Origin of the sequence: Novosphingobium sp., from assembly GCF_030699305.1 — a bacterium.
GTDB lineage: Bacteria > Pseudomonadota > Alphaproteobacteria > Sphingomonadales > Sphingomonadaceae > Novosphingobium.
Window position 1 is genome coordinate 556,363 of record NZ_JAUYNB010000010.1, and the last position, 26,494, is coordinate 582,856.

Genomic DNA, 26,494 nt, shown 5'->3' on the forward strand with positions numbered 1-26,494 from the left:
TAGGTGTTCCTATCATCGGCTTGGCTTGTTAGGCTGCATACGGGCGCGCAACTGGGACATTTTTTGCCGTGACTGACATGACGGTGGCCGCTTCTGCCGGTCCAGACCGCCCGATACCCGTTGTCGCGTCGCTGGAACGGCGGCGACTGCAAATTTACCTCGCCCAGTTGCTGGCTGACGGGGGTTTGCTGCTGCTTGGCTTTGGCGCGGCCGGTTATGTCTATCTTGGCAGTCCATTCGATGAATCGCTGTGGCCGGCCGCGCAACTGTTGTTACCGGTGTTCTGGGCAATTGCGCTGACGAATCGCACCTATTCCGTTCCCGCCCTGGTGAACGGCAGCTATGGCTTGCAGCGCGTGGTCGCGGCGCTGGGACTGGCAGTGCTGGCGTTGATCGTGCTGCTGTTCCTGACGCGCTCCAGCTTGCTGGTGTCGCGCGCCGGGTTCGGGCTGGGCTGCCTGGCCGCCGCGTTCATGATCGTCTGGGGGCGGGTCAATCTCCAGTCGCGCATCCGCAGCATGGTTGGCCCGCGCGCCGAGAATCTGTTGCTGATCGACGATGGCGGACCGCCGCTCGATGCGCCCAATGCCCTGCGGATCAATGCAGCCCAGGCCGCAATCGTGCCTTCGTCCGAAGATCCGCATGCGCTGAACCGCATTGCCCAGTTGATCCGGAACATGGACCGGGTCGTGGTCAGTTGCCCGCCAGAACGGCGTCACTTGTGGGCGCTGGTGCTCAAGGGCGGGCATATGCGCGGCGAGATCGTCGACAATGAAGTGGAGACGCTGGGGATCATTGGCACCAGCCGACTCGACGGGATCAGTTCGGTGGTGGTGTCGTCCGGTCCGCTTGGCCTGCGCTCGCGCGTGCTCAAGCGGCTGTTTGATCTGGCGCTCACCGTGCCAGCGGTGATCGTGCTGGGGCTGCCGATGCTGGTGATCGCGGCGCTGATCCACTTCCAGGACGGCGGACCGGCGTTGTTTCTGCAGCGCCGGGTGGGGCGGAACAACCAGTTCTTCTGGATCTACAAGTTCCGGTCGATGCGGGTGGCCGCAAGCGATGCTGCGGGCGCACAATCGACCCGCCGCGACGATGACAGAATCACCCGTTTTGGGGCTTTTCTTCGCAAAACCAGCATTGATGAGCTGCCCCAGCTGTTCAACGTGCTGAAGGGCGAGATGAGCCTCGTCGGCCCACGCCCCCATGCGTTGGCCTCGCAAGCCGGAGATCGGTTGTTTTATGAAATCGATTCGCGGTACGCGCACCGCCATGCCCTGAAACCGGGCCTGACGGGGCTGGCCCAGATCCGCGGATTTCGCGGTGCGACGGAGCAGGAGGCGGATTTGACCCAGCGTTTGCAGGCTGATCTGGAATATCAGGCAGGCTGGTCGATCCTGCGCGATCTGGCCATCATCCTGCGGACATTGCGCGTGGTGATCCACGATCGGGCATACTGATTGCCCCGTTTCACGCCGATTCGGCATAGTGCGCCATGGCGGGCGGATTGTCGGTATCGATCTGACCCGATGGCCGTAAAAGGCGCATCTTCGGCCCGATTTTGCTGCAACGCAGCGAAAAAACGCGGATCATGTCGTATTCCTACAATCGGAATGCCAACAGCGCTTTACTAGATGCGCTTGCGTGTGTTAACTACCTCTTGCATTTCTGATTTGGAGAATTCTTGTGGCTGGACAATTTTTTGCAGTGCTTGCTGCGGCTGGGCTGGTTAGCGCCGGTGTTGCCGCTACGGGCGAAACTCGCTCCGCTGCCGCCCTTCCGACCGTAGCGGTCGAAGGTGTGGCTGTTGCCGCTGCGGCTGAAGCCGATGCGTGCAAGACCGAAGTCAAGGGCAACGACGTGGTCGCCACCCTGAAGCAGGACCGTGCTTGCTACGGTGCTGGCCAGGGCGACGGCGAAGGCGAAAGCGCGCTTCCGATCCTGCTCGGCGCCGGTGCGATGATTGGGATCGCCATCGCTCTGGGGAGCAGCAGCAACGGCTGATCGCACGTTGTTACTGCACTAAGAATACAAAAAGGCCCCGTCTTTGGCGCGGGCCTTTTTTTTGTCCGGAGTATGATGATCCTTCACCAACATTCCACCAGTGCAACGCGCGTTCGGAACGGGCGTGTGCTCGCAGTCGGCTTCGTCTTTTCGATGCTGGTGCTGGGCGGCGGCGGAACGCCGGCCCCGTTGAGCGAACTGCTCTGCCAGTTGCTGGCGGCGGTGACATTGTTCGGCTGGCTTGCGCTGCGCGGTGCGGACAGCCTGCCGGTGGGCCGCAAGGTTTGGCTGGTTCTGGGGCTGATCGCGGCGATCCCGCTGCTGCAATTGATCCCGTTGCCGCCTGCGGTCTGGCAAGCGCTTCCCGGGCGCGAATCCCTGCGTGAGGCGTTGGCGCTGGTTGGTCAGGATACTGCGTGGCGGCCCTGGACTGTGGCACCGCAGCGGACGCTGGATGCCGTATTGTCATTGTTGCCGCCGTTTGTGGTCGTGCTGGTGGTCGCCACGCTGGGCGCGCGCGACCGTCAGTTGTTGCTGCGCGTGATTGCGGGCTTCGGCTTGTTGTCGGTGGCGGTGGGGGCCGGACAGCTGGCGGGCGGCGGCGAAGGGCCGCTGCAATTCTACAGCAGCGGGGAACCTGGGGTGCTGTTTGGCTTTCAGGCCAACCGCAACGCGCAGGTCGATGTGTTGCTGATCGCCATTCTTGCGTTGCTGGCGGGCTGGAGCGCTGCTGCCGCGAAGAGCCGCGCAGCGCTTGGCGCGCTGGTCATCATCAGCTTCGTGCTGGTGCTCGGTGCCGTGCTGACCGGATCGCGCGCCGGGATTGCGCTGGTTCCGGTCACCCTGGCGTGGGGCCTCTACCTGCTGCGGCGTGAACGGGTAATTTCGGCGCTGCGCGTCAAGGTCTGGCAATGGCTGGCGCTGGGCGGAGCTCTGGCGGTGGCCGCATTTGCCGCATGGCAAACCAATGCCATTGCTAAAGTGCTCGCCCGCTTTGATTTCACGGGCGAATATCGTCCGGATATCTGGCGCGACACGATGTTTGCAATCGGTCAATACTGGCCGGTGGGCAGCGGCGTGGGCACGTTCACGCGGGTGATTTCACCGGCGGAACGGCTGGAAGCGGTCGGCGGCACGTTGCCCAATCGCGCTCATAACGAGTATCTTGAACTGCTGCTTGAGGGCGGCATTCCGCTGTCGATCTGCTGGGCGATCGCCGCAGGTATTGTGTTGCTGGGCGTGTGGACCGCGCTTCGTTCGCCGCACAAGCTGCCAATCGGTCAGGCGGTGTTCGCAGCTGGAACGATCTCGCTTACTGCGACACATTCGCTGGTTGATTATCCGTTCCGATCCATGGCATTGGTGTCACTTATTGCGGTGGCGGCGGCAATGGTACTTGCCCCGCGTCTTGCCGAGCAGCCGACCAGACCCCGAGAGTCGACGAACTTATGATGAAATTCTTGATTACTTCGGCACTGACCTGTGCTGTTTGCGTGGCTTCCGCTGCGCCAGCGCTGGCCAAGCGGATCGACTTGCCAAGTGGCATGTCGGCCTATGAAACCATACCGGTCAAAGCGATGGACGATCTGGTCGCCCAGAGCATCCGACCCGGCGATACCCTGTCGATCCGCGTGTTTGGCGAACCTGAACTGTCGAAAGACGATTACGTCGTCGACACGTCCGGCTTCGTGCAGGTGCCGCTGGCCGGGCAGGTGATCGCGGGTGGCGCATCGCCAGAGGACCTGCGGATCGAACTCGCCCGGCGACTGGGCGCGCGCTACATCCGCGATCCGCAAGTATCGGTTACCGTTTCGGAGCGGGCAAAGTCCAATTTCGCGGTCGAAGGCCAGGTCGAAGAGCCGGGGGTCTATGAGGCCGACGTGAGCACGACGCTGCTGGCCGCGATTGCCCGCGCGAAGAGCCCCACCCGCACGGCCAAGCTTGATGAAGTACTGGTGTTCCGCAACCTTGACGGCAGGCGGATGGGCGCGCGGTTTGACCTCAATGATGTCCGGGCAGGGCGGGTGCCTGATCCCCAGATCATCGGCGGGGATACAGTTGTAGTTGGCTATTCCGGTGCAAAGGGCTTCTGGCGTGATGTCAGAGAGACCGCGCCGTTGCTCAACTTGTTCTACATCTTCAAATGACCCGCGCCAGTTAAGCAGGACCAGATAACTGACATGAACGACCAGCATAACTTGCGCGAAATCCAACTGGCCAACACCGTTGACCTGTCGGACGAATCAGATGCGTTCCAGACCCAGGCCCGCGGTGCATTCGATTTCCGTTACATTGTCGCCGCGATCCGCAGTAATCTGCTGCTGATTGCCGCGATCATGCTGGTCTCGCTGGCAATCTCGATCGTCTCGACCCTGCTCGACACCCCGCGCTACACCGCGGCATCGACAATTCAGATCAACGACGCCAGCGACCGCGTGATCGGTGACAATGACGATTCGACCGCGCAATCGGTGAACGCGTATGATGTGGACCGGTTCCTGAAGACGCAGACCGACATTCTCAAGAGCCGTGGGCTGGCGCAGCGCGTGGCGCAAAAGCTCAAGCTGCAAGGCAATCCAGACTTTTACAGCGCGATGGAGCTTGCTCCGCCGGAAGGCGATGTCTCGCCCGAAATGTCGCGCAACATCGTGCTGACAATGCTCAAGGCCAATCTCAAGGTTACTTTGCCGCGCGATTCGCGCATCGTCACGATCCAGTTCGAAAGCGCCGACCCCAATCTGTCGGCCACGCTGGCCAATGCGTTCGCGACCGAGTTCATTCAGGCCAATCTCCAGCGCAAGTTCGACAGTTCGTCCTATGCTCGTGATTTCGTGGCCAACCAGCTGGATGAGGCAAAGGCGCGGGTTGAAACGTCCGAGCGTGAGCTGAACGATTATGCCCGCGGCGCGGGCCTGGTGCGGACGGAATCACCGGTCCGGCGCGATGGATCCAGTTCGTCCGATACCGGGGGTTCGATCACGACGGCCAGCCTGGCCCAGATCAACGAGGCCACGAACCGGGCGAAATCCGACCGCGTGGTTGCCGAAGGGCGCTGGCGCGCAATCAGTGCCGGGTCGCTGCTGTCCTCACGAGAGGTTCTTGCCAACTCGACCGTCAACAATCTGATGACCGAGCGCGCGAAAGTTCAGGCGGCGCTGGAAGAAGACCTGGCACGCCATCTCGACGATTATCCGTCCGTTCGGCAGAAGCGGGCGCAGCTCGAAAAGATCAACTCCGAATTGCAGGCGGTTGCCTCGTCGGTTCGCAATTCCTTGCGCGGCGAATATCTGGCGGCGCAATCGGCCGAGCAGGCGCTGCTCCAGCAATTGAACATGCTGAAGTCCGAAACCCTGCAGGAGCAGGACAAGAATGTTCAATATGGGCTGCTGAAGCGTGACGCTGATACCAACCGCACTTTGTATGACGGCCTGTTGAAGCGCTACAATGAACTCAACGCCACCGCCGGGATCAGTTCCAGCAACGTGTCGGTGATCGATCTGGCCGAACGTCCGCAGTTCCCCAGTTCACCCAACCTGTTCAAGAATATGGCAATCGCGTTGATCGTCGGCTTTGGCCTGGCTGCGCTGACCGTGTTCCTCAAGGATCAGCTGGACGACGCCATCCGCGTGCCGGAAGATGTTGAGCACAAGTTGCGCCTGCCGCTGCTGGGTGTGGTGCCCAAGGCCACCGATGGCGATCCGGATGCCGCGCTGCGCGATCCAAAATCGCCGATATCGGAAGCGTACAACTCGCTGCGTGGTTCGTTGCTTTATTCGACCACGGGGGGCCTGCCGCATGTCATGCTGGTTACCTCTGCCCAGGCATTGGAAGGCAAGACGACGACCAGCTATGCTACCGCATCGGGTCTTGCGCGCATGGGACGGCGGGTCATCCTGGTCGATGCCGACTTGCGGCGTCCATCGGTCCATCGCCGGATCGGCTATTCGAACGAGCGCGGGCTGACGAACCTGCTGACCACGCAGGATGCCGTCGAATCGGTGATCCTGCCGACTGCGCAGGAAACGTTCTTCATGATCTCGTCCGGGCCGGTTCCGCCCAGCCCGACCGAACTGCTGTCATCCAACCGGATGGAAGAAATCGTCACCGAGCTGGCCAGCAAGTTCGACGTTGTGGTGATCGACAGCCCGCCGATTCTGGGCCTGGCCGACGCGCCGGTGCTGTCGGCGCTGGTCGACGGCGTGGTCTTCGTGGTCGAATCCGATCGCGGTCGGCGCGGATCGCTCAAGACGGCGCTGCGCCGCCTGCGGGCGATGCGTCCGGTGCTGCTGGGGGCTGTGCTGACGAAGTTCGATCCGACCCGTTCGGGCAACCGTTACTCCGAGTATTACGGTTATCAGTACTACACTTACGAACAATCCGACTCGAAGAAGGGCTAATATGGCAATCGCACCGGCACGGCGTGGCAGGCGAATCGCGGTTCTCGCCACTGCCGCTGTGGCCCTGCTTGGCTATGGGGCATTGGCGGCTGCCACGGCGTTTGATCGTGCGGCTGTCAACAGCGCCGCCTTCACGCGGTTTGTTCCCGAACCCTTCCAGCAGCGCGTGCTGGCCAGAACTGCGGCGCAGCTGCGCGAAGCCGGGCAAGCCGGTGCGGCGTTGCCCGCCGCGCAGAAACTGGTGGCACGCGATCCCATGGCGATCGATTCGGTCGGGCATCTCGCCACGGCCAGGTTGGCAAGGGGTGACGGCGCAGGCGCGCTGGCCGCGTTCAAGGTTTCCGCCAGTCTGGGTTGGCGCGATGCGCTGACGCAGGTCTTCTGGTTGCAGGCTGCGCTGCGCGGCGGTGATTATGGCAATGCGGCGTTGCGGTTCGGGGCGTTGGCCCGGCAATGGCCGCGCGCGCCGATCATCGATCAGGCGTCCGGTTTGTTTGAGCGCAGCCCCCAGGGCCGCGATGCATTGGCGCAGCGGATTGCCAACGGCGTGCCGTGGAGCGTGACTTACGCGACACCCAACGCGGGTCAGACCGCCAATCAACTGGCCGGCCGGGCCAACGTGCTGATCGCTGCCGCTGGACGTGGATCAAGCCTTGGCTGTGACCGGATTGAAGCGCTGACTACTGCCTTGACCAATGAGTATCCGGTCATTGCCGTTCAGCTGTGGCGCGGGCATTGTCCCCGCGCAGCACAGACCGGCATGGTCGCGAACGGGAAATTTTCGGATCTGGACAAGATCGCCGCCCCATCGCCGTTTGACTGGAAGTTCCCCGGCGATGGCGCGCTTGAACTGGAATTTGTCAATTCCGGCGATGAAAGCCAGGCGCTCCAGGTCCGCACAAGCAGCGCCGCGCGGGTGCCGATTGCCTATCAGGCTGTTCCGCTTGCGCAGGGACGTTACCGGATCAGCTGGACCAGCGATGCAGCTGATGCCGCCACTGCGGCCAGACTGCTGGCAAGCTTGAGCTGCCGACTGGAACGTCAGCAGGCCAACCTGCAACCTGGTGTCTGGGCTGCGGGCAAGCATGTCGTGGAACTTGATTTTGCGGGAGCCTGTCCGGCACCGTTTCTCCAGCTCTGGCTGGCACCCGGCGCTGCAACCATGCAAATCGATAATGTCGCGATTGAGCCGGCTTCCTGAACGGGCTTAGCGGGGCTGGTCCAGCCAGCGGCTCAGTTCCGCCATGGCGCGGGCCTGATACCGGACATCTGATTGGGCCAGATCACCCGCAGTCCGGCGCAGCCGATTGCCGATCCAGCCGAAATAGCCGCCATCAGCCTTCATTTCGCGTTGAACCGATGGTCCCGCCCTGGCGCTTCGGCGGCCGAGCAGCCGGTTGACCAGCCCTGTCAGCCCCTGTTTGCGCACGCTGGCCAGTGCGCCGGCACTTTTACGCATGGTCAGATCCTGAAGCAGCAACTGCGGCGCTTCTGCAAGGATCGCTGCGGGCACAGGCGAGGCAGCGTCCGCAGAAAACTGGATTGGCGCAGCGGGTCGATACCGGGCAACAAGTTCAAGCACCAGCCGAGCGCCATCGCACCAGCCTTCCCGCTCTGCGCGGTGCCAGAAGGTGGTCCAGTCAATCGCCCTGCGTTGCAGCATCAGGTCTATATCCGTCAGCAGCAACGGTCCGCAATCAAGCCGGTGGCTGTAAATTGCGTGCGCGATCAGGTGCGCCAACATGTCGATTGGCGCGGGATAGCTGATGCCATCGGCTTCGGTTACTGCGGCTGCCCGCACCGCCGCATCGATTTCCAGCGGGCTGGCATGATCCATCCGGCCATCCGGTTCCCACAACCGGTGATGCAGTTCGATGCACGTGCCCCCCGGTGCGAACAGCGGCGGCAGATGCTTTTCCAGCAGGAGCGCCTCATGCAGCGAAAGTTCGGCATCGGCAGCGATATGATACCCGTTTGCGGTCAGCAATTCATAGGCTGGGATAACTGTCGCGCTATCCAGCAGCAGATCGACATCGCGCAGCGGGCGCATCGCGGCCTGGGGATAGACATGCCATGCCAGCCAGGCACCTTTGAGCGCGGTCGGCGGAAATCCACCTTCCCGCAGCAGTGCTACCGTCGCTGCCAGATCGGCCTTCTGGCGAAGTGCCAGGATCGACTGGAACCGAAAGGCCGCCGCCCACCGCCCGGCTATTTCGGGATCGATCGCAGGATTTGCGCGGTGTTGCACATGCAGCAAGGGTTGCAGCCGGTGCTGCCCGGCCATTGCATCGAGCACTTGCCAGTCATCGGGTGACAACTGCGCCAGGTCGGGCTGCGGGCCGGTTCCGATCAGGTCAAGCAACAGTGGGCGCAGTTCGGCGGGGGACATTACGCCGGGCGCAGTTTGCGTTGCTTGACGAATTGCGCCGGGTTGCCTGAATAGACGCCGTCGGCCTCCGCATCCTGAAACAGCGCCGCGCGAGCGCCAACGACGGCGCGGTCACCGATGGTCACGCCGGGGCCGACAAATGCCTCGGCCGCGATCCACGCGTGTTCACCGATCGTGATCGGGCGAACGACCAGCTGAAAATTGGGATCGTGAATGTCGTGCGTGCTGGCGCAGATGTGCGCGCCCTGCGAAATCACCGTGCGCGCGCCGACCCGGATCTGCCCCTGATTATACAGCAATGCGCCCGGACCGACCAAAGTGTTGTCGCCGAGTTCCAGATTGGCCGGAAGCCAGATCCGGACACTGGCGTGAACCCGCGCCCCGCGACCGACCTTTGCGCCGAAGGCTTTCAGCACGAGCCGCCGCCAGGCATGCAGCGGCGGCGGCGTGAACCGGGCCAGGAGGAGCCAGGTCAGGCCCCAGACGACCCGGGTCAGCCGGTTTGCCAGTGAAAAGCTGGCCCCGCCCTCCAGCGGGCGGGTCTCGTTCGCGTCGAGAACGCTCATGCCGCCCGGTCCGATTGGGCGGAACTCAGGCTGGCATAGATATCGGCCCAGCGCGCCGCGATTGCGCTGGCTGAAAACCCGTCGCCGGCCAGCTTCTGCGCCGCTTGCGCCATTTGCAGCCACTGATCCGCCGGCATTGCCAGCGCTTGGACCAGCCCCGCCCTGATCGTTTCGCGGGTCATTCCGCAATCCAGCGCGGCCCCGGCGGCGAATCCTTCCGGCAGGTTGCACTCCGTGGTCATCAGCGTCGGCGCACCCGCTGCCCATGCTTCCAGGATCGTCATCGGCAGCCCTTCGCTGAGCGATGGCAGAATCAGGAACCGCGCGCGGGCCAGTTCCTCGGCTTTGGCGGAACCGAAACAAGGGCCGATGAACCGAACCGAATCCGGTGCATTGGTCAGCGTCGCTTCAAACTCGGCAACGTGATCCTGCTCGCCCCAACCGGCGATCGTCAGGATGGCTCCGTCAGGCAGTGCGCCTTCGGCGGCCAGATCGCTCCACGCGGCAACCAGTGGAGCGAGGTTTTTCTTGGGGTGGATGCGGCTGATGAACAGCAGCCGCGGTTCACGCGGGCCAGTCACCGGGGGCGAACAATCCGGGCCTGCGTTTGGCACGATCACGCTATCGGACCGGCCAGCCTCCCGGCGAATGTCTGCCGCTTCGCGCCCAGTCAGCGCGTGGAAGCAGGTTGCCGCCTGCCAGCTCCTGCGCTCATAGCCGATCCGGGCGAGCGCCTTTTTCCAGCGCCCGCGCGCCGTAATCCACGGGTCCAGCATGCCGTGCGGTGAAATCAGATATGGGCGCCCGGTTGTACGCGCCCACGCCGCCCCGGCGTGCGATGGATACATCCAGATCCCATGCAAATGCAGACAATCCAGATCAGCCTGCAGCAACCGGTCAACCAGTTGCGGGGCATAGCCAACCTGCGGCGGTCCGGTAACCGGGCAGGCAACCACGGAAGAGGGCGCAAACCGCGCAGCATCTTCGGCCGTATGCTGGTCAGCCAGGGCAAAAATCACGGCCTCACCACCAGCGGCGCGGATCATTTCGGCCTGCACGATCACAGCCTCTGAAACCCCCCCGCCCAGCCGCGAGGCGGACGCGGTGAGCAGGCCGATCCGCTTGCCGGCGATGCCCTCGTTCACGCGCTGTGAGCCTGCTTCAGCTCCGCCAGCTTCGCACGCCGCCGCGCCACGGCCGGGGGTACGTGAATTTGCACCGCCGCAGGCATTGCCGATCCCGGGGAAGCTGATGGTTCGGGGTCATGCGCAGCTGCTGCTGCGGCCTTGGCCATCCGCAGCCGTCGCTGCGCCACAGCGCGAAGCGGTGCAGCCAGCGGGACGCCGAGCTGGCTGGAAAGCAATTTCCACAGCAGGATCGGGGCGAAATAGAATATGCCCTGGCGCATGATGGTGACAAGACTGCCGTCACGGAACACCACCACGAGCGTGGACATGAGCACCATGTAGCCCAGCACCGCGAACGTCGTTTGCGTGCCGTTGGTGAACTTCTGGTACAGCGTGCCAAGGCCGAGGCCCCACAATCCGCACCAGATGATGACGCCAAGCCAGCCTAGCTGGGTCCAGCCTTCACCCGGCAGGGAGCGGGTCATTCCGATTGGAAAGCCATAATCGAACAGCTCGAAGAACTTGATCGGCGAGCCGACGGGCTTGCCTGGCCAGAGCACGCGCGGAACCGGTTCGGTAAACAGCATGAGGTTGTTGGCGAAGTATTCATAGCTGCCGGTGCGCTGCGGAACCGCGTATACCAGATACTCAAAGTACTCCAGATTGCCGAAATCCATGCCTTCCAGCCACTTCTGGTCGTCAGACTGAAGGCCCACTTGTTCAACTTCAGAGCCGCTGACCAGGGCACGCACGGATTCCCCGCGGTCGAGCCCGATAACGGCAAACAGGCCGATCAAGCCCAACGCCAGCCCGATAACCCGCGGGCTGGGCACTCTCTGGCGATGTTCATACAGATACAGCAGCCCAAGGCATACCGCCGCCGAAACGAACGGCCCGCGCCCGCCTGTCCCTGCGCGGAAAATAACGAAAGCGGCCAGCGGCATCAGCGCGAGCAACCGGAAGCGGAACAGCCACCCGATCATCGCGCAGGCTGTGGCCAGCATCAGCTGGGCTTCAGCCAGGTAGCCATTGCCGCTGGTGTTGATGAACGTGCCGGTTCCCGCATCCATCACCATGATACTGACATCAGCGGTGGCGCGCTCCCACGTCAGTTGCAGTGAATAGGCCCCGATCGGGAGACAAATGGCCAGAACCCACATTGCCGTCGCGACCAGCCGGTTGCGTTCGGCAACCGCAAACGTATCCTGTTTGAACCGCATCGGATTGTGGCCGGCCTGCAAACTGAAGAATGCAAAGGCGATCATACCCAGATTGGACGCCAGAATGACAGTCAGCTTGTCCTCATAGGACGGCGTGAACTGATACAGGCGGTAAATGAACTGGAAGTCGTTGAGGTGAGCGATAACTGGCCGAAACACGAAAATGAAACCGTGGAACAGCAGGTAGAATGACAGCGGATGAAAGACGCTGAACGCCGGCATGCGAACGTAATAGAGAGTCACGCCCAGCAGGGAGATGACGGACAGGGTTAGTGCAGCTTCATACATGCGGAGTGGCAGCCTGTTCCAGCGATGATGACAGTGTAGCAGATTGTGAGCCGCAACGGAATTGCATCGGTCTTATCCGCGCAGCGGCGATATCGCCGCCTCAAACCGGGCGTGCCGTTCCGCCACGGCGGTCGAATCCGGGAACGTGTAAAGTTCGACCGCATCGGCAAACCGCTGGGTATCGCCAAGCCAGGCGCGATCCTGAGCGGCCTGTGACAGCTTTTCCCAGCCCGCCTCGCTTTCGGCGACAGTCAGCATCGCGCGGGTCAGGCCATCTTCCGATCCAGGCTCAACCACAAACCCGTTTTCAAGGTTGCGAACCAGCGCTTCGCGGGCACCCACCTGGGCGCTGGCAATCACGGGCAGGCCCACGGCCAGCGCCTCGTTGATCACCAGGCCCCATTGTTCCTCCCGACTGACCAGCACCAGCGCCAGGCCATGCGCAAGGCGCGCCGCGACGTCCGGCGCGTCGAGGAATCCCGGCCAATCGACCAGATGGCTGATGCCGAGTTGGTCACACTGGGCGCGCAATTCGCCTTCCAGTTCGCCGGAGCCGATCATTTCCAGGCGATGCGAGGCGGGGCCTGCCTGCCGGACATAGGCGGCATAGGCGTTCAACGTGTGATGCAGCAGCTTTTTGGTCACGAACCTGCCGACGTAAATGAACGCACGCTCATGGAACGCGGGTTTGCGCTCACCCACAATGGAATGCGCCTGCAACCGGATGCGTTCAATGTCCACGGTGTTGTAGCCCGGCAGAACCTGGCGCCGCCGGAAACCCAGAAAGCGGACGTAGCTCATCTGGCGCGCCCCCCCGACCAGCGCGGCGCTGAACGGGGAAAGGAGCAGCATCTTGATCAGCTCGAACGTCGATCGGCGCGGACGATCGTCCCACTTCGATGCCGTCATCATGATGACCCGCACCCCCGCCAGCCGCAATGTCAGTCCCAGCAGCAGGGCATCGGGTTCATTGTAGCCGATCCCGATATACACCGTATCGCATTTCCGGGTGGCTCTGAACATGGCGGCCCACCGCTTCAGGAAATGAATATCCTCATACCGGGCATCAGCGAACAGGCGGATCTTTTCGGTGCCTTTCACCTCATTTGATGGTGCCCAGGCGTAAACGGCCGATTTGGAGCTGACTTCCACTGAATACACGCGCGCGCGCCCGGCCAGCCGCTGCCCGACAGCTTGCAGGCGATCAACGTGATAGGCCGAAAACTGGGCCCAGATCAGGGCAATAGTCGGCTGCTTGTCCGCCATCGGGTCAAAGTTCCTTGTTGTTTCATCGTCGACCCGTTGGAATGTCTAACCAATCGCAGCCGCGCTACCAATCATTTATTGCCGCCGGAATTACCCCGTTTCGGCAAGACTGCGTTCGAACCGCGCGATCGATGCAGTCGCAGCAGCATCCGGTTCGCGCGTAACCAGATGCTGGACGGCATCGGCAAAGCGCTCTGTATCGGCAAGCCATGCCCGCTCATGCGCTGCGGCCGACATGCGGTCCCGCAACTGCGGATCCTCGGCCAGCAATTTCAGTGCGGCGGCGATGCCGTCAACCGCGTCTGGTTCAAAAATAAAGCCGTTGCACAAGTTGCGAACCAGCGCATCGGTGGACCCGACCGCAGTGCTGACAATCACCGGCACGTCAAGCGCCACTGCCTCATTGACGACCAGGCCCCACTGTTCCTCAACGCTGATCAGGATCAAGGCGATGCTCGCCGCCAACCGTGCGGAAACGTCGCAAGCCGAGAGGAACCCCGGAAAGTCCACGAGGTGCGTGATATCCAGTTCCGCGCAGTACGCCCTCAGCCCGGCTTCAAGCTCACCCGAACCGATCAGCTGCAACCTGCGCGGCGGGCCGTCTGCCTGGCTGACATAGAGCGCATAGGCTTCGAGCAGGTTGAACAGGTTCTTTTTGGGAACAAACCGCCCGACAAATGTGAACGGCCAGTCGGATTTGGGTGGCAGCGGGCTGCGCAAGGCTTCACGCCTGACACGATCGATGCTGACGGTATCATATCCGGGCACAACCCGGTGGCGGTGGTGCCCCAGCAAGTGGACAAAATCGCGTTGCTGCCGCCCGGCCACGATCACCGCCGAATAGGCCTTCAGCACCATGGCTTTCAGCGCCTCGCGCGGCGCCCAGCGGCTGCGGTCATCGAACTTGGAATCGGTCATCATCACAACCGTGCCGCCGCTCAATCGCAGCAACCACGACAGGGCGATGATATCCGCCCGGTCGTACCCGATCCCCACGAACACCGTGCGGCAACCGATCAGCGCGCGCAATTCGCGCCAGAGCCGGCGCAGCGGCGAAATCGTCTCATATGACTGGCCGGGAAACAGTGTCAGCTTGGTGGCGTTCGTGATCGCGCCTGAGGGCGGCCAATTGTAGGTTTGCGATGTGGTCGCCACCTCGATCGCCAGCACATCAAACTGTCCGGCCAACCGCGCACCGACCGCTTCAACCCGATCCAGATGGTAGGATGCGAATTGCTCCCAAATCACAGCAATTCTGGGTTTCTTGCCCGTCGGTTTCTTGAACACAGACAACCTCGTGTAGTGATGACTGGGCGAGTCACCGATGTATATAACAGCGGGTTACCGTAATTCATCAACCATACAAGACGAAAAGTGGGCGCGCGATTGCGCAGCCCACTTCCCGCCTTGAATGCTGCCTGCGATCAGCGTCCGACCCGTTCCCGGGCAAAGCGAACGGCCATGTCGGTGGGCGTGCGGTCGATGGCCGATGCGGTGCGGTTGGACAGCGTCAGCCGCGCCAGGCCGGCTCGGGCCTCGACCGAATCGAGGGTCAGGCCGTTCAGGCCGCCGGTCACGCGCACCGCCTCGATCTGATCGGTTGATACCATCGCCGGGATCGGCAGATCGACGGACATCGTGGAGCCCGCTGCCAGGGCCGGCAGGTCCCATGCCTTGAACAGCGACTCCAGCGCATCGCTGCTGGTGCTCATTGCCAGCCAGTCGCTCTCGTTGACGGGGTAATCCTGCTCTCGCCGGGTGGTGACCCAGCCTTCGAACTCCACGAACTTGCACGCCGCATCAAGGCCGGCGTTTGCGGCCGTGACGCACAAGAGCTGCAACCGGCTGTTGCGCAGGGTCCATTGCGCGCCGCCAACCGTGCCGCCGAACACCGGGATGCTCAGTTCGCTGCCGGGGATGAGCGGGCCATACGGTGCGACTGTCATGTTCGAGCCGTTGTTGCCCTCACGGCCCAGCCACATACCGGTCAACTGATTGCCGGCGCCGATGGTGATGCCGGAAGCGGTGAAGAACGATGCCCGCACCAGAATCCCCGGCGGGCCGAACGCATAGAGATACTCGTTATCACGCAGCATGAAGCGCCGGGACCAGCGGCGCAGGCGCGTGAAATCATGCACTTCACGGATACCGCCAATTTCCATGTCCAGCACGCCGTTGATTGATTTCACCGGAATGGAAAAGGGCATGGCCGGGTGGCGCAGGCGCAAGGTTCCGGTGATCTGGACCGCGCCTTCATACCCTGCCTGGCCGTTGTTGACTTCGGCCAGCCGGTATCCGCCATAGCCGGTGATGGTCAGATCGTGGATCGAGACGTTGCCTCGCCCGGACGCCTCGATCACGCAGATCGAAGTGCCGAGCGATTGGCCGGCCGAGTTGGTCAGCGTATTTTCAAAATGGCCGCCCAGCATCTGGATTTCCGCGCCCGCTTCGGCGCGAACCATCGACTTGACCCCGCGGGCCTGCGGCCTGACCAGGGTCACGTCCCGGCTTTCGGAAAAATTGAAGGCGGGACCGTAACTGGGCTGGATCAGGTCGGTGCCATCCTGCCAGCAGTCGATTGCCGTGAAGCCATCGCAGTAGCGGCCGATGACGACCCCGGCACCAATGTTGCGACCGCCAACGCGTTCGATCGTGATGCGCTTGCCGAAGGAAATCGACACGCCGGATTCGGCGACGGTCGGCCCGTTGAAAGTCACATCGCGGATGACGCAGTTTTCCAGTCTGGCCAGTTTGCGCAGCCGCTTGTTGGGGCCGGTCACATTGGCCAGGATCAGCGCTTCGGGGATGGGCTTGTCGAGTCCGACCCATTCGCCAGCGACGCTGGTGACGCGGGCATAGTCCCAGACCAGCGTTTCCGGCGTGTCGTAAGGCAGTTCGCCAAGCTGCCACAAGACCAGATCGCCAACCTGCAACTGGGCTGCATCGCTGGCCGAAACCCGAACGCTGGTATCACCCGGCACGACATCGGCGATCAGCGGGATATCGATGATCGGGCTGGCGTATTGCGGAGAGTAGACGATGTTGCGGCTGACGGTCGAGCTGAACAGCTGCGCGCCGCCGAAATCATGGATGCCAGGTTCCGGCGGGATGACCAGTGCTGGCTGCGGGCCTTCGATCAGCGGCTCTGGCGGCAGCGCCATGGCCTCCAGCCGGATCGCCTTGCGGCCGAAGGTCACGCCATCCGCACCGATTGCGCGGGCATAATCATATGCAGCGCGAACGGCGTCGCTATCATCCACAATGCCGTCCGCCTTTGCGCCAGCGAGCAGAATGTCGATCCGCCCGGCTTCCGGCATGGCGCGGAAGTGCCGACCGTTCGAGGAGCGACCCACAAACAGCGGGTGAGCGGCTAACAAGGCCGCATTGGCGATGGCATCAGCGATGTAGGTGCCGGCCCCCTGGCCAGCCGTTTCGCGGCCAGTGGTCAGGATGATGTCGGTGCCCGTCCTGATGTTCTGGGTATTGAACTGGGTGAAAGTAAAATCGGCCATGGTCTGCTTTCTGTTGTTTTCAAAAGGGGGGGGGGCACGCGACCAGCAGGGTGATCGCGCAGTTTCAGTTCAGGCCAGTTCGGTCAGGATCAGGCGGCGCAGTTGCGCGGCGTCCTGCAGGCCGTCATGCCGGTGCCCGGCCGGGGTGGGGTGCGTGGGATCCGTGCCGGCCGCCCCCCCGGTATAAAGCGATGCCTGATCGCTGGCGGTGGAATAGACACCCTCACGCCGAGGCATCGTGAGCCGGTCGATGAACCAGATATTCTGACCCGACCGGCTCCACGCGGCCTCAGCCAGGCCATCGCGAATCCGATAGATATCAGGCGGCGGACGATTGTTCGGCGCGCCGCTGGGCCAGATCGGGCCAAACAGCACCAGCGGGCGTCCGGCGCAGGCGGCCAGCCAGGCGTCGATGATGGCGTGCGCACGGTTGTTGATCGCGGCCTGCAAAGTGCTGCCAAACGGATTGTAGACCGCCGCTGCCAGTGCATTGTCGTTCACCGATCCGAACACCAGCCCCAGCCGGGGGGCGGTCGATGTAGCCGTGTGTGCACTGCTGACACCGGCCAGGGTCAAATCCTGCAAACGGACCGTATCGGTGAAACTGACTTTCGGGAAACCTGCGGTGTTGGTGTTTCCGGGATTGATCAACCCGGTTGCGCCGACCCCCGCCACAGCCGCGTTGAAGCCCAGCGCCCGCGCCATCACGGTGGCACCGATGTCTCCGGTTTCCGATCCGGAGCCTTCCAGAAAGCTGTCGCCGATCATCGTGACAATCGGATAGATCTTGCCGGTAGAACTGATTTCGGCCGAACTGGCAACATGCACCCCGTTGCAGCCCAGGCCCGATGTTTCGACCCGGATCTGGCGCTTGCCAGCGACCGGAAACTCGATCCTGACGTAATACAGCCCGCCCGTGCTGTTGGGGATACTGGCGGTGCCAGCCACGGCCCCGTTGACCTGAATCCGCAGATTGACGCCCGCGCCGCCCCCTCCGCCGTAAATCGGGATTTCAAATACGGTGCCGGTGTGGACGAATTCGTAAGCGAAATAACTGGTCGCACGGAGCGCTGCCCCCCCGGCCGAAGCTGCGCCATAATAGGCCCCCCGCGACGTAAAGTAGGCGTCGCGCGGATAGGTTGTGCCGGACTGCATGGGAATGCCGGACACATACGTCAGCCGCGCATCGGACCGCGGGACCATGGCGGTCCGCGCTGCCGCGCCGTTGATGGAGGATACGGCCGCATTTGTGCCCAGCACGATCGTCGGGGTGTTATCGGCGGCAAGGTTTGATGATGGCTGCACGAAACCGCCGTTTTCCCGAACGGCGCGGATCAGGGCCATGGTGTTGGCGGACTTGAGTGCCTGTTCGCGGGTCTTGGCCGCCAGCCCGCGAGCGATCAGATCGGCGCTCATTGTGAGATCCGGTAGTTGAGCGTGCCGCCGGTAATGGTCAGGTCAAGATACAGCGCCGCGCCCTGCTCGAATTCCTCCCACACCGGTTCACAGCAGTTTGAACTGTATTCTGCCCAGGCTGCACCGCCAATCGTCAGCGGGATTCTGGTGGCACCGTTATCCGTGGAGCGCACCACCCGCGCGGACCCGGACCAAACGCCGGACAGCGACAGCACGACCGGGCGGCCAAGCGCTGGCTGATAGGGGCCGATCTGGATGCTGGAACTGGCCGTGCCGGTCAGAGCTGGCGGGGCTGGCTCCATGGCGGTGACAGGCAGTGGGGTTGCCGTACTGACGAGCTGGCTGCTGGCATCCGGGGCGGCAAAGGCCACGGCGCGGCTTGGCACGAACGGTGCCGGGTTCTCAATGGGTGTGGGCATGATGGCTCCTCGCGAATCAAAGGAGCCGTTCAACTAACCTATATGGATATATGTAGGAAAATACAAAACTTATAAGGTGATAAACGAAGGGAGGATTGCGCGCTGCAGCAGTCTGGCCAAGTAACTGACATGGCTTGTCGATCAACGCCGCCCTGTTTAAGACTGTCGCCGGGGAGGACGCATTGTACATCATTCTCAGAATTGCCGGCGCGCTGCTGCTGGCCTACTTCATGAGCCGGGCGACGCTGCGCCTGCCGAACCCCTCGCGCCGATTTCGCGCGCTCCTGCGCGCCCACGCGCTGGCGTTCGCCTTGAGTGCGGCGGTGATTGCCATCGCCCGATTCCCGCTCGGCGTGTTTTCAGTGCGGCAACTCGGGATCTTGCTGGCCGCCCAGATTTCCTGGCTGTCGATCGATCAGCTGCGCCGCAACTATCCGGAAAATCGGCGTTCCGTGAAGCAGGGTTGACGTCAACGGCCCCCGTCTCAGGGAATCAGCAGCCAGCCGATCTGGCGAACAAACGCGATCGTGTTGTCCGACCGGGTGAGTTCGATTTGCCCGACTTCGGGTCCGCGGAACCGGAACGTCAGGCCCAGTCCCGAATACTGTAGAATACGTTGATCACCCGCCCGTTGGATGCGATCCGGCGCGCCAAGTTTCAGGATTAGTTCGCGTTCCACAGTCCCCACGCGGATTCCCATCGTCTTGGGGCACAGCTCAAGGCTGTCCGGCTGCTCTGCGCAGGTGATCCGGTCAAGTGTGCCATCGGCGGAAAAGCCTGCGGTCATGGACTTGCGGCCATTGCGGTATTGCCAGGTGCCGCTGCCCATGGCTGTCTGCGGTTTGCCCAGGGCGGCCTGCACCTGGGCCGCAGACATGCCAAGCGTCACTTTGCCGTAACGGGTCGATGCGAACCAGGCGTCGAGGGCATTGGCGACCACATAGGATGCGCCGACCAGAGCCATGGCCGCAGCCAGCAATTGCCCGGCTTGTCGGCCGCGCAGCCAGCCTTCGATGCCGCGCTTGCGCCGCTTTTGCCGCCGCCGCCGCGCCCGGGCGATCTCGCCAGGATCCGCTACGCTGGTGTCCGCTGCGCCGGTGTTGTCTGCATCGTCCATTGATCCACCTACCATCGGGTTAACTTACCACAGGTCTGCTGCCGGAAGCGACCCAACGGGGAAGTATCCGATGGCAGCATGCCGTTGCCATCGCCAGTGCCGGTCCCGACTTTTCGACACATACCAGTAACGCAGGCCGTGTAAAATAAGCGTTCGAAAACTGATTGTTCAGCCGCCTTGCATAAGCCGTTGGAATGGTGCCGGATGGTGGAATGAACAGCAAATGTGATGTCGCCGGGGGGAATGTTGACGCCGCGCCGGTTGTGGGGAATACGGCGAACTCACCGGTCTTGGCAGGGTAAATTAAGATGCAAGTGGCAGTGTTTCATCCCGGCACCCAGCATAGTTGGCAGACTGCTTATGCGTTACAGCAGCTTGAAAAGCTGGAGTGGTACGCGACCTCTATTTTTTACAAGCCCGATAACTTTCCCTATAACCTCGAAAAAGTTTTGCCATCAGCAATATCAGTCAGGCTCCATAAAGAGTTTCGTCGTTTCCAGCACGCCGGGTTAAATCCTGACCTGGTAAAGACGGTTGGTTTGATCGAGTGGTTTGAGCGTCTCGCCAGTCGCGCGGGCTTTCGAAAGTTCGCCCGGAAAATCGATGCATTCGGCAACAAGCGATTTGTCGATCAGATTGCCGACGAAATCAGATCGGAACGGGAATTTGCGCTGTGGGGCTATAATGGCAGTTCGCTCAGCTCGTTTGAGCTGGCGTCCAGTCTTGGGCGAAAGTGCATACTTGATCGAACCAATGGTGATTTCAGCGTCTATAACAAAATGATGCTGGACGTGCAGGAACAGTACGGCAATTGGTTCCTGCCAATTGAGCGCGAAGTTCCGCAATCCACTATCGAAAGCGATTGGAAAGAGTATCGGGCTGCTGACAAGATATTGGTCGGAAGCGAGTTTGCAAAACGGACCATTGAAAGCAGCGCGGCTGATGAAAGCACGCACAAGAAGCTGCAAGTCCTGAACTATTGCTACGATGAGAATCTGTTCAGGAATATGCCGGTGCCGCAGCCGGTGCGCCGTGACAAGCCGGTGAAGTTCCTGTTCCTGGGCCTGGTGATACCGCGCAAGGGTATCCATCACGTGCTTGAGGCGATCAGCCGGATCCCGCAATCGGCCGCTGAACTCACCATCGTGGGCGACCTCAAGCTGCCACGGGAAGCCTTCGCGCCGTATGCAGACCGGGTGAACTACATCCCGACCGTCGCGCGCGCCGATGTGCCCTCCATCATGGCGGCCCACGACGTCCTGCTGCTGCCCAGCTATTTCGAAGGCGCAGGGATCGTGCTCTACGAAGCACTGGCAGCCGGTTGCGGCCTGATCCAGTCCGACCGTTGTGCATTGGCCGTAACCGACCAGACCGGTATCCTGCTCGACCAGCTTGATACCGAGAGCGTCTACGCAGCAATGATGGCTGCCATCGATGACCGCGACCGGTTGGACGGCTGGCGGCAGTCAGCGCAAGCGGAGGCTGCCAATTACACGTTCGACAAGTATCGTGATGGTATTGCGGCGGTGTTGTCAGGGATGGGGTTGTAAGCGGTCAGTGCCGTTCAGTCCCGCTCTGGCAGTGGTCATTCCTTGAACCGGGCGGGTCTGAAACGGCTTGGCAAACAGGCCAGCAGCGGCTCCCAGCCGAGCCGGAACGGGCCGATCAGCCGCCGCAGGCTGAAGACAACAAAGATCAACATGAACAGATCGAGCAGCAACGCAACCGCCGCTGCACCGGTGACTCCGGCCAGATGAACCGCCGGAATCGTCGCGCCGATCACCGCGACGGTGGCGATTGCAAAGGCGTAAGTGAAGCTTTCGTGCCGGTTCACCGCCAGCAGAAAATTCGATAGCGGATTCCACACGGCACCCATCGCGATTGCGGCACCGGTCAGCCAATACATCGCCTGTGGCGGCTCGATTGTCCCACGGGTCCAGATCGCGAGCGCGAATGGGCCAAGCAGGGCAAGCGCCAGTCCCCACGCGATGCCGGCGATCGCCGCAAACGTCGCCATCCCGCCAGCCACGCGGGTGATCCAGCGGTCATTGCCCTTGGCGAATTCGGCGGTGAATTCCGGCATGATCGGCAGATTCACTGCCATGATTGCCTGCAGCCCGATCCGCGACAGGGTGCGCAAACTCGTGTAGATCGGAACAGCCGCGGCCCCACCAGCGGCCCCTACGGCCAGCGCGGTTCCCTGCAGGAATCCGGCAAACCCAAGCGGCAACATCATTGCTGCGATGGCGGGCCGCAATAGCACCCGGATGCGGTCCATCGAGGCGAGGCCAAACCCCAGCCTGAGCCACCTGGCGCGATACTTGGTAAGCACAATCAGGCCGCCAAAGCCTGCACTCCGGCACATCAGATAGGTCAAGGCTGCATCAATCGGGCGATTGCCGAGTGATACGACGGCAATCACTGCCGCCGCCTCAACCAGTTGCAGCGTTGCATCGTAGACTCCGGTGGTAGCATAGCCACCTTCGGCCCTGATGACAGCCATGAACAGGCTACCCTGCATGGCAACAAGGCCATACAGACTCAGCACCAGCAGGACCTCGGCGGCGGCATCCGAGGACATCCCGCCGGTTGCTGCGAGCAGGCCTGTTGGCAGCAATAACAGTGCCGCCACAACGGCCAACATCATGACGGCAGATGCCGAAGCAATCAGCGCCAGCGCGCTTTGGAAAGTGCGCAGTGCTTCGGGATGGGAACCAGTCGCGACTTCGCCGATAATGCGGTTGCCGGCGGCGACGCCAAAGCCGAAATCGCTCGATCCAAGGAAAACCGGAATCGTTGCAAGCATCAGCCAGTGGCCGTAAAGTTCCAGACCCCAGGCCGATGCCATTGCGGGAACCATCGCCAGTTGGGACAGCGCGCCAACGACCTTTGCGTATCCGATAGATGCAATTCCAAGGACGACCCGTCGACGTTGCATCTAAATGGGCGCTCCACAAACTGAAATGGGTGGTGCCGACCAATTCACAGTCCCGCCCCTCACTGGTGGTTTAGCGGGTCGGGACCGGCGCGTCGCCCGAATAATCGTAGAAACCCCGTCCGGTCTTGCGACCAAGCCAGCCCGCTTCGACATATTTCATCAACAACGGCGCCGGGCGATACTTGCTGTCGCCCGTTGTATTGTAGAGGACTTTGACGATGTCGAGGCAGGTGTCGAGCCCCACGAAATCGGCCAGTTCGAGCGGTCCCATCGGATGGTTCAGACCCAGGCGGCAGCCCTTGTCGATATCGGCAATGCTGGCCGTGCCCTGGCCCAGCACGAACACGGCTTCGTTGATCATCGGCAGCAGGATGCGGTTGACGACGAACCCGGGTTCATCTTCTGCCTGCACAACCTGCTTGTTCAGGCTTTCAGCAAACGCGCGGGTGCGGGCGATGGTTTCGGGGCTGGTGGCAAGGCCGGGGATCACTTCGATCAGGCCCATGATCGGCACCGGATTGAAGAAATGCAGCCCGATAAAGCGCTTGGGATCGGGCGAGCTGGTCGCCATCCGGGTGATCGGGATCGAACTGGTGTTGGACGCCATGATGGCATCTTCACGCAGCACCTTGCCCGCGGCTTCAAAGATCTTGCGCTTGATTTCCTCGCGCTCGGTCGCGGCTTCGATGATCAGATCGGCGTCGATCATCGGCGCGTAATCGCCGATCGGGGTGATGCGGGCAATGGCGACGGTGGCTTCATCCGGGGTGATCTTGCCGCGTCCGACCAGACGGCCCAGCGCGGTGTCGATCCCGGCTTTCGCCTTTTCCGCAACGGCCAGATCAACGTCCGCCAGCAGGACTTTGGTGCCGAACTGGGCAATCGTCTGGGCAATGCCCGAACCCATCTGCCCTGCGCCGATAACCGCTATTGTCCGCATGTCCCACTCCTTCGCACTTGCAGCAAGGGGCGCTGACTAGCCGGGAAATCGGGGGCTGACCAGAGGTTTTGGCGAGGGGGCTAGCGGTTCTGTCCCGGCACCCACAGGACATCGCCGTCGCCAGCCGCATTGATTGCCCGGGCCAGCACGAACAGGTGATCGGACAGGCGGTTGATATAGGCCAGCGCCGCCGGATTGACCGGTTCCACGGCGGCCAGCGCGGTCATCGCGCGCTCTGCCCGGCGCACGGTGGCGCGGGCGATGTGAGTGCGGGCGGCGGATTCGCTGCCGCCGGGGAGGATGAAGCTGGTCAGCGGCGGAATGCCCGCGTTGAGCGCGTCGATCGCCGTTTCCAGCCAGTCGACCTGCCCCTGAACCACGCGCAAGACCATTTCGGACGGCGCAAAGTCAGCGCCGGGGGTGGCCAGATCGGCACCAAGGTCGAACAGATCGTTCTGGATTCGGGTCAACGCAGCGGCGTGGTCTGAACCAGCCAGTGCGACCACCGCCATCCCGATCGCGCTGTTGGCTTCATCGACCGCGCCGATCGCTTCCATCCGCGCTGCGTGCTTGGGGCAGCGTGATCCGTCGACCAGACCGGTCGTGCCATCGTCACCCGTGCGGGTGTAGATCTTGTTCAGTTTTACCAAGGGCTTACTTGCTGACCGACAAAATCAGCGCAACCAACAGCACGGCCAGCCCCTGATACATGATGCGGGCGAACATGTACTTGTTCTGCTTCAGCTGCATCTCGCTCGGACCGGTGCTTTCCGGGTTGTGCAGGTCATCGCTGGTGCTTTTCATGAAAGCCACGATCCCTCGCACCAGACTGATCACGACCATGGCCATCAGGCCGACGAGCACGAGGATGAGGAAAGCGTTCATGGGCTGATGATTACGCCTGAAACCAGCGAAAGGCCAGCCGGGAAAAGGGCGGTACGGAGCGCCTCTGCCAGTGCCGGTCCATCCGCTCCGGACCGGCGCAAATCGGCCAGGGAAGGCGATCCGCGCCGCTTGGCGAGCTTGCGCCCATCGCTTTCGACCAGCAGGCCGTGATGGTGCCAGACCGGCACTGACAGGCCCAGCAGGGCCTGAAGCAGGCGGTGAACGTGGGTGGACGCAAACAGGTCTGCGCCGCGCGTCACCAGCGTGACGCCATCGGCCGCATCATCCAGCGTTGCGGCCAGATGATAGCTGGCCGGAGCCTCCTTGCGCAGCAGCACCACGTCGCCGAATGCCTCTGGCCGGGCGCGCTGGACCCCTGCCAACTCGTCCGTCCATTCCAGCGGCCCGGCCAGCGCCGCCGCCTTGGCCATGTCGAGTCGCCATGCCGCTCCAGCCGGATCGACCGCCCGGCCCCGGCAGGTGCCGGGATAGATCGGGCCGTCCGGTCCTGAACCGGGGGAGGCGGCCAGCACATCGGCGCGGGTGCAGCGGCAGGGGTAGAGCAGGCCTTGCGCTTTCAGCCGCTGCGCTGCCGCCTGATAGCTGGGCAGGCGGCTGGACTGGTGGACCACCGCCCCGTCCCAGCGCAGCCCCAGCCATGCCAGGTCGGCGACGATTTCCGGGATCAGTTCTGCGCGGCTGCGGGTGCCATCAATATCCTCGATCCGCAGCAGAAACTCCCCGCCCCGCGCCCGCGCCAGATCGTGCGCGACCACGGCGGCATAGGCATGGCCGAGGTGGAGCAGGCCGTTGGGGCTGGGGGCAAAGCGGGTGCGGATCATCGCGGCCATCTGTCCTGTGGATTGCGCCCCGGCGCAAGTCTTGACGCGGCAAGGCCTGCGATGTTCAGTGCGGCCCATGGATTGTCGCCGAACCGTAATGCCCGATTGCTACCGGAGGCCATGCTCAAGGCGGAGCTGATTGAGCGCGCGGCCCGGTTCCGCAGCGCAGAGGGGGACCCCTCGCGGCATTTGTCCGATTGTCCTGCGCTGGTGCTCAACGCCGATTACACGCCGCTGTCCTATTACCCGCTCAGCCTGTGGCCCTGGCAGACCGCGATCAAGGCGGTGTTTCTGGAGCGGGTCGATATCGTCGCGAGTTATGGCCGGGAAGTCCATTCGCCGACCTGGACGATGCCGATCCCGTCGGTCATCGCGCTGCGGCAATATGTAAAGCCGTCCGAATTTCCGGCCTTCACCCGCTTCAACGTGTTCCTGCGCGACCGGTTCAGCTGCCAGTATTGCGGCAGTCCGGACAACCTGACCTTCGATCACGTCGTCCCGCGCCGCCTGGGCGGACAATCCAGCTGGGAAAACATCGTCGCGGCCTGCTCGCCGTGCAACCTGAAGAAAGGCGGGCGCACTCCCAAGCAGGCCGGAATGCCCCTGCTGGTCGCCCCGATCCGCCCGACCTGCTGGCACCTGCAGGAACGCGGGCGGGCCTTTCCGCCGGGTTATCTGCACGAAACCTGGCGGGACTGGCTGTACTGGGACATTGAGCTGGAGGCGTAGACGGCGGGGGGCGGTGCTGGCGTGAGGGGGCGGCGGTAATCGGCGGTTTTGCGGGTGGGTGTGGGCGACAGGTTGGGGGTGGTTCGCGGACAAGGGATTGCCGATTGGAACCGTTCTTCTAAGCTGAGCGCATGGGACCGGAATACGTGCATCTGCCTCCAAACGAGACTCCACCACATCTACCCATAGGGCCGCTTCGGGCAGTCATTGTCTCCGAGACCACGGTGACCGACGACTGGCGCAACAGCATCGCCCAATGGTTGGTAGAAGGCGGTTGCCTGTATGCAATCGCCTGGGGGGTCGAGTGCGAAAAGTGGCACGACGCGGTTGATTGGGCGGTCCTTGAAACCTTTAATTACGGCCACATACCGGATGAAAAGTTCGTCATGACGACGTGGCATTCCGATGAACCAATGTCGGAAGCGCTATGGTTCGCCGGGAA

25 protein-coding genes and 1 pseudogene are annotated in these 26,494 nt (G+C 62.5%); 10 read left to right on the forward strand and 16 right to left on the reverse strand.

Features of this window, described 5'->3' with window-relative positions:
* Positions 1-77: 77 nt before the first annotated feature.
* A complete protein-coding gene (locus Q8Q53_RS05395; RefSeq protein ID WP_305700766.1) occupies positions 78-1,457 on the forward strand; it encodes a sugar transferase in 1,380 nt (459 codons plus the stop codon).
* A 10-nt stretch (positions 1,458-1,467) separates the two neighbouring features.
* On the opposite strand, the gene Q8Q53_RS05400 is transcribed toward Q8Q53_RS05395, so the two are convergent.
* Complete coding sequence (locus Q8Q53_RS05400) at positions 1,468-1,590, reverse strand: hypothetical protein (protein WP_305700723.1); 123 nt, start codon at positions 1,588-1,590, stop codon at positions 1,468-1,470.
* Between the two features lie 93 nt (positions 1,591-1,683).
* Here Q8Q53_RS05400 and Q8Q53_RS05405 point away from each other — a divergent pair, with 93 nt between their 5' ends.
* The 5 genes from Q8Q53_RS05405 (at position 1,684) to Q8Q53_RS05425 (ending at position 7,599) form a co-directional block, all read left to right on the forward strand.
* Positions 1,684-2,001: a hypothetical protein gene (locus Q8Q53_RS05405; RefSeq protein ID WP_305700724.1), complete on the forward strand. Its 318-nt coding sequence runs from the start codon at positions 1,684-1,686 to the stop codon at positions 1,999-2,001.
* Positions 2,002-2,127: 126 nt separating this feature from the next.
* Positions 2,128-3,453, forward strand: coding sequence for an O-antigen ligase (locus Q8Q53_RS05410; protein ID WP_305700725.1), 1,326 nt, complete (start codon positions 2,128-2,130; stop codon positions 3,451-3,453).
* A gap of 41 nt (positions 3,454-3,494) precedes the next feature.
* Positions 3,495-4,148, forward strand: coding sequence for a polysaccharide biosynthesis/export family protein (locus Q8Q53_RS05415; protein WP_305700726.1), 654 nt, complete (start codon positions 3,495-3,497; stop codon positions 4,146-4,148).
* A 33-nt stretch (positions 4,149-4,181) separates the two neighbouring features.
* Complete coding sequence (locus Q8Q53_RS05420; RefSeq protein ID WP_305700727.1) at positions 4,182-6,398, forward strand: polysaccharide biosynthesis tyrosine autokinase; 2,217 nt, start codon at positions 4,182-4,184, stop codon at positions 6,396-6,398.
* Between the two features lies 1 nt (position 6,399).
* Complete coding sequence (locus Q8Q53_RS05425; protein ID WP_305700728.1) at positions 6,400-7,599, forward strand: hypothetical protein; 1,200 nt, start codon at positions 6,400-6,402, stop codon at positions 7,597-7,599.
* 6 nt (positions 7,600-7,605) lie between these two features.
* On the opposite strand, the gene Q8Q53_RS05430 is transcribed toward Q8Q53_RS05425, so the two are convergent.
* The 9 genes from Q8Q53_RS05430 to Q8Q53_RS05470 form a co-directional block, all read right to left on the reverse strand.
* A complete protein-coding gene (locus Q8Q53_RS05430; RefSeq protein WP_305700729.1) occupies positions 7,606-8,787 on the reverse strand; it encodes a nucleotidyltransferase family protein in 1,182 nt (393 codons plus the stop codon).
* Complete coding sequence (locus tag Q8Q53_RS05435) at positions 8,787-9,353, reverse strand: putative colanic acid biosynthesis acetyltransferase (RefSeq protein ID WP_305700730.1); 567 nt, start codon at positions 9,351-9,353, stop codon at positions 8,787-8,789. Before Q8Q53_RS05435 ends, Q8Q53_RS05430 begins: the two co-directional genes overlap by 1 nt.
* Complete coding sequence (locus tag Q8Q53_RS05440) at positions 9,350-10,498, reverse strand: glycosyltransferase (protein ID WP_305700731.1); 1,149 nt, start codon at positions 10,496-10,498, stop codon at positions 9,350-9,352. Before Q8Q53_RS05440 ends, Q8Q53_RS05435 begins: the two co-directional genes overlap by 4 nt.
* Entirely contained in the window at positions 10,495-11,988 is a 1,494-nt protein-coding gene (locus Q8Q53_RS05445; protein ID WP_305700732.1) for an O-antigen polymerase, read from the reverse strand. The genes Q8Q53_RS05440 and Q8Q53_RS05445 overlap by 4 nt, the downstream gene beginning before the upstream one ends.
* Before the next feature lie 72 nt (positions 11,989-12,060).
* Entirely contained in the window at positions 12,061-13,254 is a 1,194-nt protein-coding gene (locus Q8Q53_RS05450; protein ID WP_305700733.1) for a glycosyltransferase, read from the reverse strand.
* 90 nt (positions 13,255-13,344) lie between these two features.
* Positions 13,345-14,442 carry a glycosyltransferase family 4 protein gene (locus Q8Q53_RS05455; RefSeq protein ID WP_305700734.1) on the reverse strand — a complete coding sequence of 366 codons (1,098 nt, stop codon included), beginning with the start codon at positions 14,440-14,442 and terminating at the stop codon, positions 13,345-13,347.
* 236 nt (positions 14,443-14,678) lie between these two features.
* A complete protein-coding gene (locus tag Q8Q53_RS05460) occupies positions 14,679-16,766 on the reverse strand; it encodes a hypothetical protein (protein WP_305700735.1) in 2,088 nt (695 codons plus the stop codon).
* 69 nt (positions 16,767-16,835) lie between these two features.
* Complete coding sequence (locus Q8Q53_RS05465; RefSeq protein WP_305700736.1) at positions 16,836-18,182, reverse strand: hypothetical protein; 1,347 nt, start codon at positions 18,180-18,182, stop codon at positions 16,836-16,838.
* Positions 18,179-18,601 (reverse strand): hypothetical protein, encoded by a 423-nt coding sequence (locus Q8Q53_RS05470; RefSeq protein WP_305700737.1) that lies wholly within the window; start codon positions 18,599-18,601, stop codon positions 18,179-18,181. Before Q8Q53_RS05470 ends, Q8Q53_RS05465 begins: the two co-directional genes overlap by 4 nt.
* A gap of 134 nt (positions 18,602-18,735) precedes the next feature.
* Between Q8Q53_RS05470 and Q8Q53_RS05475 the strand changes: the two genes are divergently transcribed.
* Positions 18,736-19,068: a hypothetical protein gene (locus tag Q8Q53_RS05475; protein WP_305700738.1), complete on the forward strand. Its 333-nt coding sequence runs from the start codon at positions 18,736-18,738 to the stop codon at positions 19,066-19,068.
* 17 nt (positions 19,069-19,085) lie between these two features.
* On the opposite strand, the gene Q8Q53_RS05480 is transcribed toward Q8Q53_RS05475, so the two are convergent.
* Positions 19,086-19,718: a hypothetical protein gene (locus Q8Q53_RS05480; protein WP_305700739.1), complete on the reverse strand. Its 633-nt coding sequence runs from the start codon at positions 19,716-19,718 to the stop codon at positions 19,086-19,088.
* 308 nt (positions 19,719-20,026) lie between these two features.
* Between Q8Q53_RS05480 and Q8Q53_RS05485 the strand changes: the two genes are divergently transcribed.
* Positions 20,027-21,268, forward strand: coding sequence for a glycosyltransferase family 4 protein (locus Q8Q53_RS05485; RefSeq protein WP_305700740.1), 1,242 nt, complete (start codon positions 20,027-20,029; stop codon positions 21,266-21,268).
* Positions 21,269-21,303: 35 nt separating this feature from the next.
* On the opposite strand, the gene Q8Q53_RS05490 is transcribed toward Q8Q53_RS05485, so the two are convergent.
* The 5 genes from Q8Q53_RS05490 to gluQRS form a co-directional block, all read right to left on the reverse strand.
* Positions 21,304-22,566 (reverse strand): hypothetical protein, encoded by a 1,263-nt coding sequence (locus tag Q8Q53_RS05490; RefSeq protein ID WP_305700741.1) that lies wholly within the window; start codon positions 22,564-22,566, stop codon positions 21,304-21,306.
* Between the two features lie 160 nt (positions 22,567-22,726).
* A complete protein-coding gene (locus Q8Q53_RS05495; protein WP_305700742.1) occupies positions 22,727-23,596 on the reverse strand; it encodes a 3-hydroxyacyl-CoA dehydrogenase NAD-binding domain-containing protein in 870 nt (289 codons plus the stop codon).
* Between the two features lie 80 nt (positions 23,597-23,676).
* The gene (locus Q8Q53_RS05500; RefSeq protein WP_305700743.1) at positions 23,677-24,246 is read right to left on the reverse strand and encodes a cob(I)yrinic acid a,c-diamide adenosyltransferase; all 570 of its coding nucleotides are present in this window, start codon (positions 24,244-24,246) and stop codon (positions 23,677-23,679) included.
* Positions 24,247-24,250: 4 nt separating this feature from the next.
* The gene (locus Q8Q53_RS05505) at positions 24,251-24,481 is read right to left on the reverse strand and encodes an HIG1 domain-containing protein (RefSeq protein WP_305700744.1); all 231 of its coding nucleotides are present in this window, start codon (positions 24,479-24,481) and stop codon (positions 24,251-24,253) included.
* Positions 24,478-25,323: a tRNA glutamyl-Q(34) synthetase GluQRS gene (gluQRS, locus tag Q8Q53_RS05510; RefSeq protein ID WP_305700745.1), complete on the reverse strand. Its 846-nt coding sequence runs from the start codon at positions 25,321-25,323 to the stop codon at positions 24,478-24,480. Before gluQRS ends, Q8Q53_RS05505 begins: the two co-directional genes overlap by 4 nt.
* Positions 25,324-25,443: 120 nt before the next feature.
* Between gluQRS and Q8Q53_RS05515 the strand changes: the two genes are divergently transcribed.
* Together Q8Q53_RS05515 and Q8Q53_RS05520 are read left to right on the forward strand one after the other, a co-directional pair.
* Entirely contained in the window at positions 25,444-26,052 is a 609-nt protein-coding gene (locus Q8Q53_RS05515; RefSeq protein ID WP_305700746.1) for an HNH endonuclease, read from the forward strand.
* 224 nt (positions 26,053-26,276) lie between these two features.
* Positions 26,277-26,494, forward strand: a pseudogene (locus tag Q8Q53_RS05520) (hypothetical protein); the annotation flags it as partial.